The sequence below is a fragment of the Lentzea albidocapillata subsp. violacea genome, assembly GCF_900100275.1.
Taxonomy (GTDB): domain Bacteria; phylum Actinomycetota; class Actinomycetes; order Mycobacteriales; family Pseudonocardiaceae; genus Lentzea; species Lentzea violacea.
The window spans coordinates 1-15,667 of the sequence record NZ_FNET01000045.1 but is presented as its reverse complement, the minus strand read 5'-3'; the positions used below and the strand labels follow the sequence as shown (position 1 = coordinate 15,667).

The window sequence follows — 15,667 nt, the reverse complement described above, 5'->3', positions numbered from 1 at the left end:
AACTACGGCACGCACAAGACCGCGGCGATCAAGGCCTGGCTGGCGAAGCATCCGCGGTTCCACATGCACTTCACCCCGACCGGATCCTCGTGGATCAACCAGGTCGAACGCTGGTTCGGGTTCCTGGCCGAGCAGAAGATCAAACGCGGCGCCCACAAGAGCGTGCAAGCACTCGAGAAGGACGTCCGGGCCTGGATCACCGACTGGAACACCCATCCCCGGCCGTTCCTCTGGACCAAGACCGCCGAAGAGATCCTCGAATCACTCGCACGCTTTTGCAGGCGAATTTCCGGCGCAGCACACTAGATTCCCGCGAGGTTTCTACCCACGCCCCACACGGCGGCAACGACGAGAACGGCGACACCGACCGACTTCGGCACGGATCGCCGTTCGCCATTCCACCGGTCGCGGGTCCAGCGCGCGAACAGCCACACGGCCAGAGGCACGCCCAACGCGAGCAACACGGCGTTGAAGTGGAACGCGCCGACGACATCCCCGTGCAGCAACGCGTGCACCATGCGCGTGGCACCACACGCGGGGCAGTTCAGCCCCGTCAGCCAGTTGATCGGGCACTTCGGCAGCAGGTTGCCCGGCTTGGTCGGATCGACGAACAGCAGCAGCACCGCGCCCGCGCCACCCAGTGCGAGAACGCCGAAGGGTGCCTTCATCCGTGCGAAGGCACCCTTCAACGTCTGCATGAGCCCAACCTACTTCTTGCGCGCGGCGAACCGGGTCGGCCTGTCGCGGAACGGTGCGTCGGCCGGACGCGGCTGCGCCCGTCCCGCCAGCACCTCGTGCGCCGCGAGCAGCCCGGCCATGGTCGAGGAGTTCACGATCTCCCCCGCCAGCACCATGCGCACGGCCTCGTCGAGCGGGAAGCGGTGGATCTCCAGGTCCGCCTCCTCCTCACCCTGCACCTCACGGTCCACTTCGGACAGTTCGCGTGCCAGGTACACGCGCACGACCTCGTCGGTGAAGCCGGGGGACGCGGCCACGTCGACCAGCGTGTCCCAGCGTGCCGCGTCTAGCCCGACCTCCTCGGCCAGCTCACGGCGCGCACCGATGACCGGCTCCTCGCCGTCGTGGTCGAGCAGCCCGGCCGGCAGCTCCCAGAGGTGCCGCCCGAGCGCGTGCCGGTACTGGTGGACCAGCACGACCTCACCGGCGTCGTCCACGGCCACGACCGCGACGGCGCCCATGTGCTCGACGATCTCGCGCTTGGCCGTGCCGCCGCCGGGCATCTCGACCTCGTCGAGCCGCAGCGCGACGACGCGTCCGACGTGCAGGTCCTCGCTGGAGACCGTGCGGAAGTCGTGCCTGGACGTCCCAAAATCAAATGTCACTTCGAGGCTCCGGCCTTCAGGGGCAGCCGGTCGGCCACGCGGTAGTCGATCGCGGCCTTCACGAACGCCGCGAACAGCGGGTGCGGCTTCGTGGGACGCGACTTGAGCTCCGGGTGCGCCTGCGTGCCCGCGTAGAACGGGTGCACGTCCGAGGGCAGCTCGACGAACTCGACCAGGCGGCCGTCCGGCGACACGCCGGAGAACACCAGGCCGGCCTCGGTGAGCTTGCCCCGGTAGGCGTTGTTGACCTCGTAGCGGTGGCGGTGCCGCTCGGACACCTCGGTCGCGCCGTACGCCTGGGCGACGACCGACCCCGGCGTGAGCTTCGCGACGTACGCGCCGAGGCGCATCGTGCCGCCCATGTCGCGCTGACCGGCCACGACGTCCTGCTGGTCGGCCATCGTGGAGATGACCGGCGTGCCGCCCTCTTCGAACTCGCTGGAGTTCGCGTCCTCGATGCCCGCGAGGTTCCGCGCGGCCTCGATGACCATGCACTGCAGGCCGAGGCACAGGCCGAGCGTCGGCACACCGCGCGTGCGGGTGTACTTCAACGCGCCGAGCTTGCCCTCGATGCCGCGCACGCCGAACCCGCCGGGGATCAGCACCGCGTCCATGCCGGACAACGCCCGTGCCGCGCCCTCGGGCGTCTGGCACTCGTCCGACGGCACCCACTTGATCTCGACCTTGGCGTGGTGCGCGAAACCGCCCGCACGCAGCGCCTCGGTGACCGAGAGGTACGCGTCCGGCAGGTCGACGTACTTGCCGACGAGCGCGATCTTCACCGTCTCGGACGGGTTGTGCACCCGCTCCAGCAGGTCGCCCCACACCGTCCAGTCGACGTCGCGGAACGGCAGGTCGAGGCGGCGCACCACGTAGGCGTCGAGGCCCTCGGAGTGCAGCACCTTCGGGATGTCGTAGATCGAGGGCGCGTCCACGGCCGCGACGACGGCCTCCGTGTCGACGTCGCACATCAGGCCGATCTTGCGCTTGAGCGCGTCCGGGATCTCCCGGTCCGCACGGCACACGATCGCGTCGGGCTGGATGCCGATGTTCCGCAGCGCCGCGACGGAGTGCTGCGTCGGCTTGGTCTTCAGCTCGCCGCTCGGCGCCAGGTACGGCACCAGGCTGACGTGCAGGAAGAAGACGTTGTCGCGGCCGACGTCGTGACGCACCTGACGGCACGCCTCGAGGAACGGCAGCGACTCGATGTCACCGACCGTGCCGCCGACCTCGGTGATGACCACGTCCGGCTTGACGCCGTCGGCGTCCGGCTCGGCCATCGCCCGGATGCGGCGCTTGATCTCGTCGGTGATGTGCGGGATCACCTGGACCGTGTCGCCCAGGTACTCACCACGCCGCTCCTTGGCGATGACCTCGGAGTACACCTGACCGGTGGTGACGTTGGCCTCGCCACTCAGGTCCCGCGCGAGGAACCGCTCGTAGTGGCCGATGTCGAGATCCGTCTCCGCGCCGTCGTCGGTCACGAAGACCTCGCCGTGCTGGAACGGGTTCATCGTGCCGGGGTCCACGTTCAGGTACGGGTCGAGCTTCTGCATCGTCACCCGCAGGCCGCGCGAGGTGAGCAACTGGCCGAGGCTGGAGGCGGTGAGCCCCTTGCCCAGGGAGGACGCGACGCCTCCCGTGACGAAGACGTGCTTGGTCGTACGTGCCTGCTGCACCAACGGGGCTCCCGTGAAAATCGTGGGGGCCGAATCCCCCTATCCACGGGCCATAACGCTAACACGCCGCCAGTCACTCAGCGCACCACGACCCGGCAGATCACATCACCCGATCGGCGCAGCGAGGGGTTTTGCCGAACCTCCCACGGCAAAGGCCGGCATCAGGAAAAGTTGTCACGTGACCTTCGACGTGGCAGGGGAAGCCGCAAGAGCCGTGCGCGAACGCTCCGGGGCGTGGCGTTTCGTCGAGGGTTTCGCGGCCGCGTGGGCCGAGCCGATCGAGCCGCAGGACGGCTGGACCCGGGCCGATCTCGCCGCCGCCGAGGAGCAGTTGCTCGTCCGGCTGCCCGAGGCGGTGAAGGAGGCGCTGTCGCTGTTCGGCAAGCGCCCCGACCTGACCAGCAACCAGGACCGCCTGCTGACGCCGTCCGAACTGCGCGTGGACGACGAGGTCCTGGTGTTCCGCGCCGAGAACCAGTGGGTCGCGGCCTGGGGAACGACGCTGGACGGCGACGACCCCGAGGTGATGATCAAGCTCGACCTCGTCGACCGGACCGAGGAGCGCTGGGACACCTGGCTGCCGCGGTTCTCGCTGGCGTGCGTGGAGATGGTGCTGTCCGAGTCGCTGTTCCGCGACGGGGCCGGAACAGCGGACAGGGAGACGTCCGAGGCGGACGCCTCCCTGCTCGAGGACCACTTCGCCCTGCTGCCGCTGCACAGTCCCGGCACCCGCTGGTTCGTCGCGGACGACCTGATCGTCCGCGAGGACGACCGTCAGTGGCTGTGGGCCCGCGCCCGCACACCGGACGCCTTCGAACAGCTGCTGAAGATCCTGCCCGGCGACTGGACGACCGACTACTAACTGGCCGTACCGGGCGAGGACGCCTCCGCGTTGCCCGCGACGCCGTAACGGCCGGAGCGGCCCTCCAGCTGTTCGCTCAACGCCATCACCACGACGACCTGGCCCGCCGGGGTGTCGGAGTTGTCCACCGTGGACAGGATCGACGTCGCGGCGGTGTCCGCGCGGACCACGCCGATCGCGCCCGTGCCGTTCGCCGAACCGTTCGCGCCCGCCAGCACGACGCCCGCGCCGGCCCGGTCGAGCTGGGTGGCGAAGCGCGCGACGGTCGAGGCGCGGTCCGCGGCCGAGTCACCGATCGCGGCACCGCCGGCCAGCACGATCGCGAGCTGCGCCGGCTTCATCCCCGAGGTGGCCTTCACGAACCCCGCGTTGGTCAGCCCGGCGAGCGCGGACGCCGTCTCGTCGGCCGTGGCCTGCGGCTGGTTGTTGGACGGGTTGAGCAGCAGCAACGCCCCGAACAGGCCACCGGCGCGGGTGCCGGGGTCCGCGGCCGTGGGCAGCTGCGAGCCGGCGGGCTGCAGCCGTGCCACGAGATCGCGCAGCTGGTCGCCGCGGGACGGGTCGGTGAACGCGTCGGTCAGCTGGATCTCGCCGGTGACGGTGGCGCTCGCGGACTTGAGCAGCCCGGTCAGCGCGTCCCGGTCGGACGGACGGGCGTCCGCCGTCGTCACGATGACGACGGTGCGGTCGGTGAGGCGGTCCTTGACCGCGAGCGGGCCGACGGACGAGGCGAACTTGTCCGCCTCGGTCAGCTTGGCGTTCAACGCGTTGCGGTCGTTCTGGAGGTCGTTCACCTGCTGTGCCAACGAGTTCTTCTCGTCGCTCAGCCCGGAGAGCAGCCTTCCGCTGATCGCGGTCGACCCCAACACGACACCGACCGCCAGCGCGAGGAACACCGCGGTGATCGAAACTATGTGGTAGCGCAGCGTGATCACGAGAAGAACCCCTTGAACCAGTTGACGACGGATTGCCAGCCGTCGACCACGATGTCGACGTAGACGTGACCGACACCGGACACCGCGAGGGCCGCCGCCATGGCGACGATCGCGGCGGTCACCAGCAGGACGATCACGCCCAGCGAGACCCGGCTGCGGTGCAGGGTCGCGACGGCCTCCCCGTCGACGAGCTTGCTGCCGAGCTTCAACCGGGTGAGGAACGTGGAGGGGTTGGAACCGGAGTGCCCGCGGTCGAGGAACTCGCGCAGCGTCGCGCGCAGCCCCACCGTGACGACCAGGGACGCCCCGTGCGCCTCGGCGAGCAGCAACGCGAGATCCTCGGCGTTGCCCGACGCGGGGAACGTCACCGCGCCGATGCCGAGGTCCTGGATCCGCTGCAGGCCGGGCGCGTGACCGTCGGTCTGCGCGGGCACGACCACCTCGGAGGCCGCGCGCAGCGACGCCGTGCCGATGCCGTCGGGGTCGCCGACGATGATGTCCGGCTTGAGCCCGGCGTCGATCAGCGTGTCCGCGCCCGAGTCGACGCCGATCAGCACCGGCCGGTACTCGCGGATGTACTTGCGGAGCTTGCGCAGTTCCTCGGCGTGCGACGGCCCGCCGGCGACGACGAGCACCTGCCGGTCGCGCATCGGCACGTACACCTCGGGCACGCCGACGCCGTCGAGAACGAGCGCGCGTTCCCGGCGCAGGAACTCGATGGTGTTCGCCGAGAACGCCTCGAGTTGCGCCGACATGCCGGCCTTCGCCTCGATCATCGCGTCGGCGATGCTTTCGGCGTTCTGCTCGATCCCCTTGGCGAGCTCGCGTTCCCCGGCGTACACGACACCTTCGTGCAGCCGGATCTTGGCGCCTTCCTTGATCTCCCGTAGCGCGACAGCGCCGACGTTGTCGATCAGCGGAATGCCGGCCTCGATCAGCAGTTCCGGGCCGAGGTTGGGAAACCGCCCGGAAATGGACGGTGACGCGTTCACGACGCCGACGACCTCGGCCGCGACGAGCGCTTCGACGGTCCGGCGGTCGATGTCGACCAGGTCCATCACCGCGATGTCACCGGCACTGACGCGCCGAACCAGGTCGCTCGCGCGCCGATCAACCCGCGCGACGCCCGTGACTCCGGGAAGTTCGTGGTTGGTGCGGCTCAGCAGCCCGGAAAGCTTCATGAGCCGATAGTGGCTCACGGTGCGCACGCGACAGGTGAGGCACGCCGGGCAATTCCGGCGGTCAGTCGTCGGGGTGAACTACTACGGCTCCAAACGCGAGAACCACTGCGCTTATGAGCACCCAAATACCGTTGCCGAACCCGGCTTCCAGCGCCGGATCGATGGCGATGTTGCCCTCCTTGTGAAAGCTGATCGCGTTCAGCAAATACACGAACAACATTCCGGTGACACCCGCGAGCGCGGCCGCTCCGGCAAAGGCGGCCTTTCGCCATCGCACCCCGGCCAGCACGGCGGCGGCCGCCACCACGATCGGGATGGCGAACAACGGACCGTGCTCGTCCCGCGTGCCACCGAACCGCGTGCTCCACCCCGTGGTGACGTACGTGGTCTGCGGCTGCCCGGGGGCAAGACTGATCAACAGTTCCGAGAACGGCAGGAACGTGGCCGCGACCGCGGCCGCGGCGGCGAGTCCGAACAGGACGACGCCCACGACCTTCCTCACGTCGCCTCCCGTTGCACCGCAACGGCTCCGGCCAGCGCGACCAGCGTCCCTGCCGCGAGGAACACCAGCCCGAACCCGACCGCGAAGTCGCCCTGCTGCTCGACCGCGTGCCCGCGCTCCGACATCACGAGCGCCGCGATCACGCCCACGGCACCGAGCTGCCCGGCCGCTCCCGCCAGCGCCGCCCGGCTGATCCACACCCCGGCGACGAGCAACGCGGCGGTGACCACGACCGGCACCCCGTACCAGGGCGAAAGCTCTCCCGCGGGCCAGTCGCCGGGCTTGTTGAGGATCTCCGTCCCCCACGCCCTGACCACGACCTCGACCCCGCCGGCGTAGGCGGTCGAGTACCACGGCAACACCATCGCCGTGGCGGTCAGCACCACTCCCGCCGCGATCAACGCGATCGCCGTAGGTCTGCCGATCACCGAGCCTCCCGCTGCTCGTCGTCGTGCGGAATGGCGAGGCCGAAGGGCGGCGTGTCGTCGTCGCTGCCGAGCTGGTGCACGACCACCGCCTCCCCGTCGTCGTCCTCCGCCACCGGTTCGGGACTCCGCCTCTGGGCGAGCACCGCACCGACGAGTCCGGCGACGGCCGCGACCATCAACAGGTAGAAGCCACCGTGGTAGAGCAGCTCGTCCTGGCCGGCACCGGCCTGCGGCTGCGCGTTGATGACCCGCTCCAGTTCCCAGACCTGAACCACGTAGAGGAGCACGACCCCGGCCAGCAGCCCGGCCCCGCCCATGGCCAGCGGCCGCCCGACGAACGCGGTCCGCTCGCGCACCACGAACACCACGGCGACGGCCATCACGATCGCCGACACCACCACCGGCCACCCGGCGGCGAAGAGAGCGGACTGGCCGGCGGCCTCGTCCTGTGGAACCGACCTGGTGGCCCACAGGGACCAGGTGATCGTCAGGTCGGACCCGAACCCCTTGTAGACCGTGCTGAAGACGGCCTGAAGCGACGCCACGACCGACAGCACCGCCCCCAGCGCCAGCAGCACCCATGCGGTCTTGCGACGATCAATCACTCTTGGGCTCCACGATCACCGGATATCCGTACGGCGGTGTGTCGGTGTCGTCCGCCTCGTCGTCGATCTGGTGGACGACCACCCCGTCACCGTCGGGTTCCGCCTGGTCCGCCCGAGGCAACTCCTGATGCAGCACGGCGGCCACCACGGCCACCCCGGCTGCCACGATCAACAGGGTGACCCCTTCGCCCTGCTCCACCTCGATGGGCACGGGCGAGTCGATCTCTCCCAGCCCTTTCAGCAACCCCTGGATCCGGGAGACGGCGGCCCACGCCACCCCGGCCAGCAGGCCGGCCCCGAGCAGCGACCCGACCCGCAGTGCCGGAATCCGGAACGCCAGCACGGCCGCCAGCGCCATGACGAGCGCGGCCCCCACCGCGGGCTGCCCGAACTCGAGGGGTTCGAGCAGCAGCACCTCACGGAAGTCGTCCCGCTCGACCACCCAGGAGGTGGCCTCGAAGCGCAACGTCTGACCTCTGACCACGACCTGCACCGAGTACGCGGACAGGAACGTGGCCGCCACGGCCAGTCCGGCCGCGACGACCACCAGCACCGCCCCGAGCACCCGGCGCGTGGTCAAAGTTCCCGTCACTCCCCCATCATGCCGAACCCGGCCGGGAACAGCGGGAGGAGCAGCGACCGGAACAACCGCGCCGGTCAGGCCTTTTTCTTCTTCCGGCGGACCACGGGAGCAGCGGACTTGTCCGCCTTGGCCGCGGCCAGCAGCTCCTCGGCGTGGGCCCGGCCGGTGTCGGTCGAGTCCATGCCGGCCAGCATCCGGGCGAGTTCGACGACCCGCTGCGTCTCGTCCAGCCTCCGCACCGCGGACCGCGTGAACGTCCCGTCGGCGGACTTGTCCACCACGAGGTGCCGATCGGCGAACGCGGCCACCTGCGGCAGGTGCGTCACCACGATCACCTGGTGCGACCGGGCGAGCCGGGCCAGCCGGCGGCCGACCTCGACCGCGGCCCGGCCGCCCACGCCGGCGTCGACCTCGTCGAACACCAGTGTCGGCACCGGATCCGAGTGCGACAGCACCACTTCCAGCGCCAGCATCACCCGGGAGAGCTCACCGCCGGAAGCGCCCTTGTGCACCGGCAGGGCGGGCGCCCCGGGGTGCGAGATCAGCCGCAGCTCGACGTCGTCCACACCGGACGCGCCGGCGTGCAGGATCGACCGTCCGACGGACAACGCCTGAGCGTCCCCCGCTTCGGCGTGCCGGGGCCGGACGGCCAGTTCGACCGAGGCGTGCGGCATGGCGAGCCCGTCGAGCTCCTCGGTGACGGCTTTGCCCAGTTCCAGCGCGGCCTCGACGCGAGCGGCCGTCACCTGGCCGGCGAGCGTCGCCAGTTCCGCGGCCAGCTCGTCACGACGGGCGGCCAGGCCGGTCAACGCCTCTTCGGACGTGTCCAGCCCGCCCAGCCTGGTGCGCGCGTCCTCGGCCCAGGCGATCACGCCGTCGACGTCGGCGGCGTACTTGCGGGTCAGCGCCTTGAGCTCCGCCTGCCGCTGCAGCACGGACTCGAGCCGGCCGGGGTCGGCCTCCAGGTGGTCCAGATAGCCAGAGATCTCGGCACCGACGTCGGCCAGCAACGTCGCCGCCTCGACCAGCCGCGGCTCCATCTCCCGCAGCTTCGGGTCCTCCGACGCCGACAGCCTGCGGGCGGCCTCGGAGATCAGCCCGAGCGCACCGGGATTGTCCGGGTCGCCCTCCAGCGAGCCGGACACCGCGAACTGGGCGCCCTGGGCGGCCTCGCGGAGCTGGTCAGCGTCCGCGAGCCGTCGGGCCTCGTCGTGGAGTTCGGCGTCCTCGCCCAGCTTCGGGGCGACGGCGTCGATCTCGGTCAGGCCGTGCCTCAGCAGATCGGCCTCGCGGGCCAGTTCGCGGGAGCGTTCGGTGCGTTCCTTCAGCTCCGCGGAAACACGCAGCCACTCCTCGCGAACGGCCTGGTACTTGCGCAAAGGCGCGCTCACGTCGTCGGCGGCGAAGCGGTCCAGCACACCGCGCTGCTCGGTCGGCCGCATGAGCCGCAGCTGGTCGTTCTGCCCGTGGACGGCGATGAGCTGCTCGGCCAGTTCGGACAGGACGCCGACCGGCACGGAGCGGCCACCGACGTGGGCTCGCGAACGGCCGTCGGCGCCGACGGTGCGGATCGCGATCAGCGACCCGTCCTCGTCGGCCTCGCCGCCGACCTCCTCCGCCACCTTCGCGGCAGGGCTGCCCGCCGGAGCCTGGAAGCGGCCTTCGACCACCGCCTTGTCAGCCCCGGTGCGCACCCGCGAAGCCTCTGCCCGGCCACCGCCGAGCAGGTGCAACCCGGTCACGACCATGGTCTTGCCCGCGCCCGTCTCACCGGTCACCACGGTGAAGCCGGGGTCTAGTTCAAGGGTGGCCTCGTCGATCACGCCAAGGCCATTGATGCGCATCTCGGCCAGCACAGGGCGAACCTTACTTGTCGAGTCCGACATTTCCTCGCGGGCACCATAACGGGCAAGTGCCGACGCACCGAGCGGCGCGGTCAGCCTGCCGATGGTCCCCGCCATCCCTTCACCGGCAGCGCGAACTTCTCGACCAGCCGGTCCGTGAACGGTGCCTGGCGCAGCCGCACGACCTTGAGCGGCACCTCGCCCTCGACGATCTCGATCCGCGCGCCCGCGGGCAGCTCGAACGTGCGCCGCCCGTCCGCGGACAGCGCCGCCGGGTGGCCCGACGCGTCGATCTCGAACGCCACATGCGACTTCGGCGAGACGACCAGCGGCCGCGAGAACAGCGCGTGCGCGTTGCTCGGCACCACCAGGATCGCCTGCACGTCCGGCCACACGACCGGACCTCCCGCGGAGAACGCGTAGGCCGTCGAGCCCGTCGGCGTCGCACAGATCACGCCGTCGCAGCCGAAGGCAGACACCGGGCGGCCGTCGACCTCGACCACGACGTCGAGGATGCGTTCGCGGATCAGCTTCTCGACGGTGATCTCGTTGAGCGCCCAGGTCTTCGCGACCACGTCGCCGTTGACCTTCGCGACGAGGTCGAGCGTCATGCGCTCTTCCACGAAGTAGTCGCGCTCCAGCACGTGGCCGACGGCCTCGTGCAACGCGTCCGAGTCGGCCTCCGCGAGGAACCCGACCCGGCCCAGGTTGACGCCCAGCACCGGCACCCGCGCCGGGCGGGCGAGTTCGGCGCCGCGCAGCAGCGTGCCGTCACCGCCCAGCACCAGCACCAGTTCGGTGCCTTCGGCCGCGTGGTCGTCGGCGGGCACGACCTTGGTGCAGCACGACGGGCCGAGGTCACGCGCCTCGTCGTCGAGCACCCTCGTCGTGACGCCCCCGACCGCGAGCCGTCCGGCCACCTGACGGGCGAGATCGATGTTGCTCTGGTGCCCGGTGTGGACGACCAGCAGGACTTCCCTCATTGGGGCCCTTCTTCGACGGCGGTGCGCACCATCTGTGCAACAGCGTCCGATCCTCCCGGGAGCGGATCCGCTTTGCGCAGCCAGAGGAAGTACTCGACGTTGCCCGACGGTCCGGGCAGCGGGCTCGCGACGACCCCGTGCACGGCCAGCCCCAGTCCGGCCGCCGCCCTGGTCACGTCGAGTACGGCTGCGACCCGGAGTTCGGGGTCGCGCACGACGCCACCGGAGCCGAGGCGCTCCTTGCCCACCTCGAACTGCGGCTTGACCATGGGCAGCAGGTCGCCTTCCTCGTCGAGGCACGCGGCCAGTGCGGGAAGCACAAGCCTCAACGAGATAAACGAAAGATCGGCTACCACGAGTTCAACACTGCCGCCGATGTCCTCGGGCGTGAGGGTGCGGACGTTGGTCTTGTCCTTCACCACGACCCGGTCGTCGGTCTGCAGCTTCCAGTCGAGCAGACCCCTGCCGACGTCGGCCGCGACGACCTGCCGTGCGCCTTTGCGCAGCAGCACGTCGGTGAAACCGCCAGTGGACGCGCCCGCGTCGAGACAACGCTTGCCGGTGGGGTCGATCTCGAAGCCCTCGAGCGCGCCGATGAGCTTGTGCGCGCCGCGCGACGCCCAGTTCGGGTCGTTGCCGATGTCCTTGACGACGACCGCGTCGGAGGTCTCGACGGCGGTCGCGGGCTTCGTCGCGACGGTGCCGCGCACCTTCACGCGACCGTCCGCGACGAGTTGGCTGGCGTGCTCACGGGACCTGGCGAGCCCCCTGCGCACGAGTTCGGCGTCGAGCCGCACCCTGCGAGGCACTGTGCATCACACCTTGTCGATGCTCGACAGTGCGTCGGTGAGCGTCGCGTGCACGGCGTCGAACCGGGCAACGTGCTCGTCGAGGGGAACGTTCTCGAGCCCGTCGAGCCGCTCCAGCGCGCCGTCGATGGCGTCAGCCGGGTTGGGCGGCGGTCCGGGCAGGGGGTAGCTCACTCCTCTTACGGTAGCCGATGCAGTACCGACAGGTCCGCGCCGACATACGTGGGCTTTTGCTCATCCGGAAGCGCTTGCGCCTCTTGTTCGGTGGATACACCCGTGAGGACGAGCAAGGAGTCCATGCCGGCGTTCACGGCGCCCAGGATGTCCGTGTCGAGGCGGTCGCCGATCACCAGCGGGCGGTTCGCGCCGAGGTCCTTCGCCGCCTGCTGCAGCAGCGGGGTGGCGGGTTTGCCGGCGACGAGCGGCTCCTGGCCGGTCGCGGTCTTCAGCGCCGCGACGAGGCTGCCGTTGCCGGGCAGCAGACCGCGTTCGGTGGGCAGGGTGGCGTCGACGTTGCACGCCACCCACAGCGCGCCGCCGCGGATGGCGACCGCGGCCTCGGCCAGCTGACGCCAGCCGAGGTCCATGGACAGCCCCTGCAGGACCGACACCGCGCCGTCGGCGGTGTCGGTCGGGATGAGTCCGCGCTTGAGCACCTCGGCCTCCAGGGCCTTGGTGCCGAGCACGAGCACAGTGGATCGCTTCGGCAGGCGTTCGGCCAGCATGGCCGCGCCCGCCTGCGAGGAGGTACTCACCTCGTCGACGCTCGTCTCGAACCCGAGCTCGACGAGGTGATCAGCGACCATCTGCGGTGAGCGGGAGGCGTTGTTGGTGACGTACCGGATCCCGACGCCCTTGCTTCTGGCCGCAGCGATTGCTTCGGCGGCACCCGGCACGGCCTGGGATCCCCGGTAGACGGTGCCGTCGAGATCGATCAGCAACGCGTCGTACCTGTCGACCAACGTCTCGCTCACTGCTCCGGGGTCTCCTCCTGGGTCAGCTCGAACGCGCGCTCGGCGGCGTCCGTCTCACCCTCGTCGTCAGCCTCGGCGGCGTTGAGGAACCACTTGACGGCTTCCTCGATGCGACCGGCCGCGGCCAGGTTGTCGGCGTAAGCGTAGAAGAGCCGCGCGGAGTAGGGATTGCGCTGCCCCGGATCGAGGTCGGGCCCCTGCAACGCCACGACGGCGGCGTCGAGCTGGCCCATGTCACGACGAGCGGCGGCCGCGACGATGCGCAGCTCGATCTCGTCCTCCTGGCTGAGGTCCTTGACCGCCGGGTCCTTGGCGAGGTCGATGGCCCGCTCCGGCCGGCCCAGGGCCCGCTCGCAGTCCGCCATGATCGCGAGGTGGCCCGGGCCGGTCATCATCCGGCGGGCTGCCCGCAGCTCGCTGAGCGCCTCGGCCCACTCGTCCGCGAAGTAGGCCGTCAGACCGGCCGCCTCACGCACGACACCGACACGAGCAGCCTTGCTCCGCGCGTACCGCGCGTGCTCCAGCGCCAGCTCGGGGTCCTCGTCGATGAGCAGCCCGGCCGCGGCCAGGTGCTTGCCGATGATCTCCGCGAGGCCCTTGGGCAGGCTGCGCAGCTCGAGCTTGATCTCCGGGTCGAGCAGCGACAGGTCGGCCTCGTCCGGCAGCGGAGGCCGTCCGCCACGGGGCGCGGGCGCCTCGTCGCTCGGCTCGTCGCCGGCCTCGGTGCTGACCTCGGCGGCGACGGCGTCACCCTCGTCGGTCTCGGTCTTCGCCACCTCGTCCGTGTCGCCTTCAGCGGCGACCTCGGCGTCGGTGGTCGTCTCGGCTGCCGTCTCACGGCCGGCTGCGGCGCGCGTGGCCGCGGCACCGTCGCCCAGGCGGTAACCGGCGCGCTCGGCGGCCGGGGTCACCTCGGCGGCGACCGGCGCGTCCTGGCCGGTGGTCTCCGGGTCGGTCTGACGCTCCTGGAACCGCGCCGCACGCTCACGGCTGCGCTCGTCCTTACGACGGTCGTCGCGCACCGGAGCGGAACGCTCGTCCTTGCGGTAACCGCCACGGTCGCTAGACTCGCTCTTGCGGTAGCCACCACGGTCACCCGAGTCGCTCTTGCGGAACCCGCCGCGGTCGCTCGAACGGTCGCTGGAACCGCGGTAACCACCACGGTCGCTCGACTCGCTCTTGCGGTAACCGCCACGGTCGCTCGAACCCTGGCCGCGGGAGCCGCCCCGGTCACCGGAGTCGCTCTTGCGGAACCCGCCGCGATCGCTGGAGCCGCTGGAGCTGCCACGGTCACTCGAACGGTCGCCGCGATAGCCACCGCGGTCGCCCGAGTCGTCCTTGCGGTAAGCCGGACGGTCGCTGGAGCCCCGGTAACCACCGCGATCGCCGGACTCGCTCTTGCGGTAACCGCCGCGATCGCCCGAGTCGTCCTTACGGTAAGCGGGACGGTCGCTCGAACGGTCACTGGAACCGCGGTAGCCACCACGGTCGCTCGACTCACTCTTACGGAAGCCACCACGGTCGCTGGAACCCTGGCCGCGGTAACCACCGCGATCGCCGGAGTCGTCCTTGCGGAAGCCGGGACGGTCACTGGAGCCCCGGTAACCGCCACGATCGCCGGACTCGCTCTTGCGGTAACCGCCACGGTCACCCGAGTCGTCCTTGCGGTAAGCGGGACGGTCGCTGGAGCCGCGGTAACCACCACGGTCGCTCGACTCGCTCTTGCGGAAGCCGCCCCGGTCGCTGGAACCCTGGCCGCGGTAGCCACCGCGATCGCCAGAGTCGCTCTTGCGGAAGCCGCCGCGGTCACTCGAGCCGCTGCGCTCGCCGGAGCGGAAGCCGCCACGGTCACTCGACTCGCTCTTGCGGTAACCGCCACGGTCGCCGGAGTCGTCCTTGCGGTAAGCGGGACGGTCGCTGGAACCGCGGTAACCACCGCGATCGCCCGAGTCGTCCTTGCGGTAGGCGGGACGGTCACTGGAGCCCCGGTAGCCGCCACGGTCGCTCGACTCGCTCTTGCGGTAGCCGCCGCGGTCGCTCGAACCCTGGCCACCGCGGGAACCACCGCGATCGCCTGAATCGTCCTTGCGGTAGGCAGGGCGGTCGCTGCGGAAACCGCTGCGCTCGCTGGAACCCTGACCGCGATAGCCGCCCCGGTCGCCCGAATCGCTCTTGCGGTAGCCACCACGATCGCTGGAGCCGCCGGAGCTGCCACGGTCACTCGAACGGTCGCCGCGATAGCCACCGCGGTCGCCGGAGTCGTCCTTGCGGTAGGCGGGACGGTCGCTGGAGCCGCGGTAGCCGCCGCGGTCACTGGAGCCGGCGCGGTTGTCTCGACGGTCACCGCTGTTGGTGCGGTCGCCGGAGCCTTCACCGCGCTGGGAGTTGTTGTTGTTGCTGCTGAACTTGCGGTCGCCTGATGGACGGCCACCGTCGGAATGGCGCGGTCGGTCTCCCTGGCCACGCTGACGGTCGCCGGGACGATCCCCGAACCTTGACACCAAATCCTCCTACTATGGACACGCTGAAAGGGGCCTGTGAGCGAAGCACTGTAATTGTGCCCCGCGATCACAAGCCCCTTCAGGGAAGTAAAGTTCGGCGGCGACCTACTCTCCCACACCGTAACCAGTGCAGTACCATCGGCGCAGAAGGGCTTAACTACCGGGTTCGAAATGGGACCGGGTGTTTCCCCAACGCTATAACCACCGAAACACTATGGAATTCAACCTGAACCCCGAACCAGCAGAAAACAACCTGCCAGCGGGTTCGACCGGTCCTGGTTGTTCTTCCAGAACCGCACAGTGGATGCGTAGCGTCTTTGTAACAAGTCCTCGGCCTATTAGTACCAGTCAGCTCCAACCGTTACCGGTCTTCCACCTCTGGCCTATCAACCCAGTGGTCTAGCTGGGGGCCTTAACTCACGAAGAGTGGGATACCTC

17 protein-coding genes and 2 rRNA genes are annotated in these 15,667 nt (G+C 70.1%); 2 read left to right on the top strand and 17 right to left on the bottom strand.

Annotated elements, in window-relative coordinates; translation table 11 throughout:
* Positions 1–306 (top strand): transposase (locus BLR21_RS41155; protein WP_176930037.1); only part of this gene is annotated, 306 nt, incomplete at its 5' end.
* On the opposite strand, the gene BLR21_RS41150 is transcribed toward BLR21_RS41155, so the two are convergent.
* The 3 genes from BLR21_RS41150 to BLR21_RS41140 are packed head-to-tail and all read right to left on the bottom strand — an operon-like array spanning position 303 to position 3,022.
* Positions 303–698: a DUF2752 domain-containing protein gene (locus tag BLR21_RS41150; protein WP_256335259.1), complete on the bottom strand. Its 396-nt coding sequence runs from the start codon at positions 696–698 to the stop codon at positions 303–305. The two genes, BLR21_RS41155 and BLR21_RS41150, sit on opposite strands and share 4 nt — an antisense overlap.
* 9 nt (positions 699–707) lie before the next feature.
* Positions 708–1,343 (bottom strand): NUDIX domain-containing protein, encoded by a 636-nt coding sequence (locus BLR21_RS41145; protein ID WP_256335258.1) that lies wholly within the window; start codon positions 1,341–1,343, stop codon positions 708–710.
* Positions 1,340–3,022, bottom strand: a complete 1,683-nt coding sequence (locus BLR21_RS41140; RefSeq protein WP_420843942.1) for a CTP synthase — start codon at positions 3,020–3,022, stop codon at positions 1,340–1,342. The genes BLR21_RS41145 and BLR21_RS41140 overlap by 4 nt, the downstream gene beginning before the upstream one ends.
* A gap of 178 nt (positions 3,023–3,200) precedes the next feature.
* Between BLR21_RS41140 and BLR21_RS41135 the strand changes: the two genes are divergently transcribed.
* Positions 3,201–3,884, top strand: coding sequence for a hypothetical protein (locus BLR21_RS41135; protein WP_090015532.1), 684 nt, complete (start codon positions 3,201–3,203; stop codon positions 3,882–3,884).
* On the opposite strand, the gene BLR21_RS41130 is transcribed toward BLR21_RS41135, so the two are convergent.
* The 14 genes from BLR21_RS41130 to BLR21_RS41070 form a co-directional block, all read right to left on the bottom strand.
* Positions 3,881–4,819 carry a copper transporter gene (locus tag BLR21_RS41130; protein WP_090015531.1) on the bottom strand — a complete coding sequence of 313 codons (939 nt, stop codon included), beginning with the start codon at positions 4,817–4,819 and terminating at the stop codon, positions 3,881–3,883. The genes BLR21_RS41135 and BLR21_RS41130 overlap by 4 nt on opposite strands.
* The gene (steA, locus tag BLR21_RS41125; RefSeq protein ID WP_090015530.1) at positions 4,816–6,000 is read right to left on the bottom strand and encodes a putative cytokinetic ring protein SteA; all 1,185 of its coding nucleotides are present in this window, start codon (positions 5,998–6,000) and stop codon (positions 4,816–4,818) included. Before steA ends, BLR21_RS41130 begins: the two co-directional genes overlap by 4 nt.
* A 61-nt stretch (positions 6,001–6,061) precedes the next feature.
* Positions 6,062–6,502, bottom strand: coding sequence for a hypothetical protein (locus tag BLR21_RS41120; RefSeq protein ID WP_090015529.1), 441 nt, complete (start codon positions 6,500–6,502; stop codon positions 6,062–6,064).
* Positions 6,499–6,930 carry a hypothetical protein gene (locus BLR21_RS41115; RefSeq protein WP_090015528.1) on the bottom strand — a complete coding sequence of 144 codons (432 nt, stop codon included), beginning with the start codon at positions 6,928–6,930 and terminating at the stop codon, positions 6,499–6,501. Before BLR21_RS41115 ends, BLR21_RS41120 begins: the two co-directional genes overlap by 4 nt.
* A complete protein-coding gene (locus BLR21_RS41110) occupies positions 6,927–7,535 on the bottom strand; it encodes a hypothetical protein (RefSeq protein ID WP_143028141.1) in 609 nt (202 codons plus the stop codon). The genes BLR21_RS41115 and BLR21_RS41110 overlap by 4 nt, the downstream gene beginning before the upstream one ends.
* Entirely contained in the window at positions 7,528–8,127 is a 600-nt protein-coding gene (locus BLR21_RS41105; protein WP_143028140.1) for a hypothetical protein, read from the bottom strand. The genes BLR21_RS41110 and BLR21_RS41105 overlap by 8 nt, the downstream gene beginning before the upstream one ends.
* A 65-nt stretch (positions 8,128–8,192) precedes the next feature.
* Entirely contained in the window at positions 8,193–9,974 is a 1,782-nt protein-coding gene (gene recN / locus BLR21_RS41100; RefSeq protein WP_176930038.1) for a DNA repair protein RecN, read from the bottom strand.
* Positions 9,975–10,054: 80 nt separating this feature from the next.
* On the bottom strand, positions 10,055–10,945 hold the full coding sequence (locus tag BLR21_RS41095) for an NAD kinase (protein WP_090015525.1): 891 nt from the start codon (positions 10,943–10,945) through the stop codon (positions 10,055–10,057).
* The gene (locus BLR21_RS41090; RefSeq protein ID WP_090015524.1) at positions 10,942–11,754 is read right to left on the bottom strand and encodes a TlyA family RNA methyltransferase; all 813 of its coding nucleotides are present in this window, start codon (positions 11,752–11,754) and stop codon (positions 10,942–10,944) included. Before BLR21_RS41090 ends, BLR21_RS41095 begins: the two co-directional genes overlap by 4 nt.
* Before the next feature lie 6 nt (positions 11,755–11,760).
* Positions 11,761–11,928, bottom strand: coding sequence for a hypothetical protein (locus BLR21_RS43055; RefSeq protein WP_169745989.1), 168 nt, complete (start codon positions 11,926–11,928; stop codon positions 11,761–11,763).
* 5 nt (positions 11,929–11,933) lie between these two features.
* A complete protein-coding gene (locus BLR21_RS41085) occupies positions 11,934–12,728 on the bottom strand; it encodes an HAD-IIA family hydrolase (RefSeq protein WP_090015523.1) in 795 nt (264 codons plus the stop codon).
* Positions 12,725–15,229 (bottom strand): hypothetical protein, encoded by a 2,505-nt coding sequence (locus BLR21_RS44320; RefSeq protein WP_176930036.1) that lies wholly within the window; start codon positions 15,227–15,229, stop codon positions 12,725–12,727. Before BLR21_RS44320 ends, BLR21_RS41085 begins: the two co-directional genes overlap by 4 nt.
* A 92-nt stretch (positions 15,230–15,321) precedes the next feature.
* Positions 15,322–15,438: ribosomal RNA gene (gene rrf / locus BLR21_RS41075) — 5S ribosomal RNA — on the bottom strand.
* A gap of 109 nt (positions 15,439–15,547) precedes the next feature.
* Positions 15,548–15,667: ribosomal RNA gene (locus BLR21_RS41070) — 23S ribosomal RNA — on the bottom strand; the annotation flags it as partial.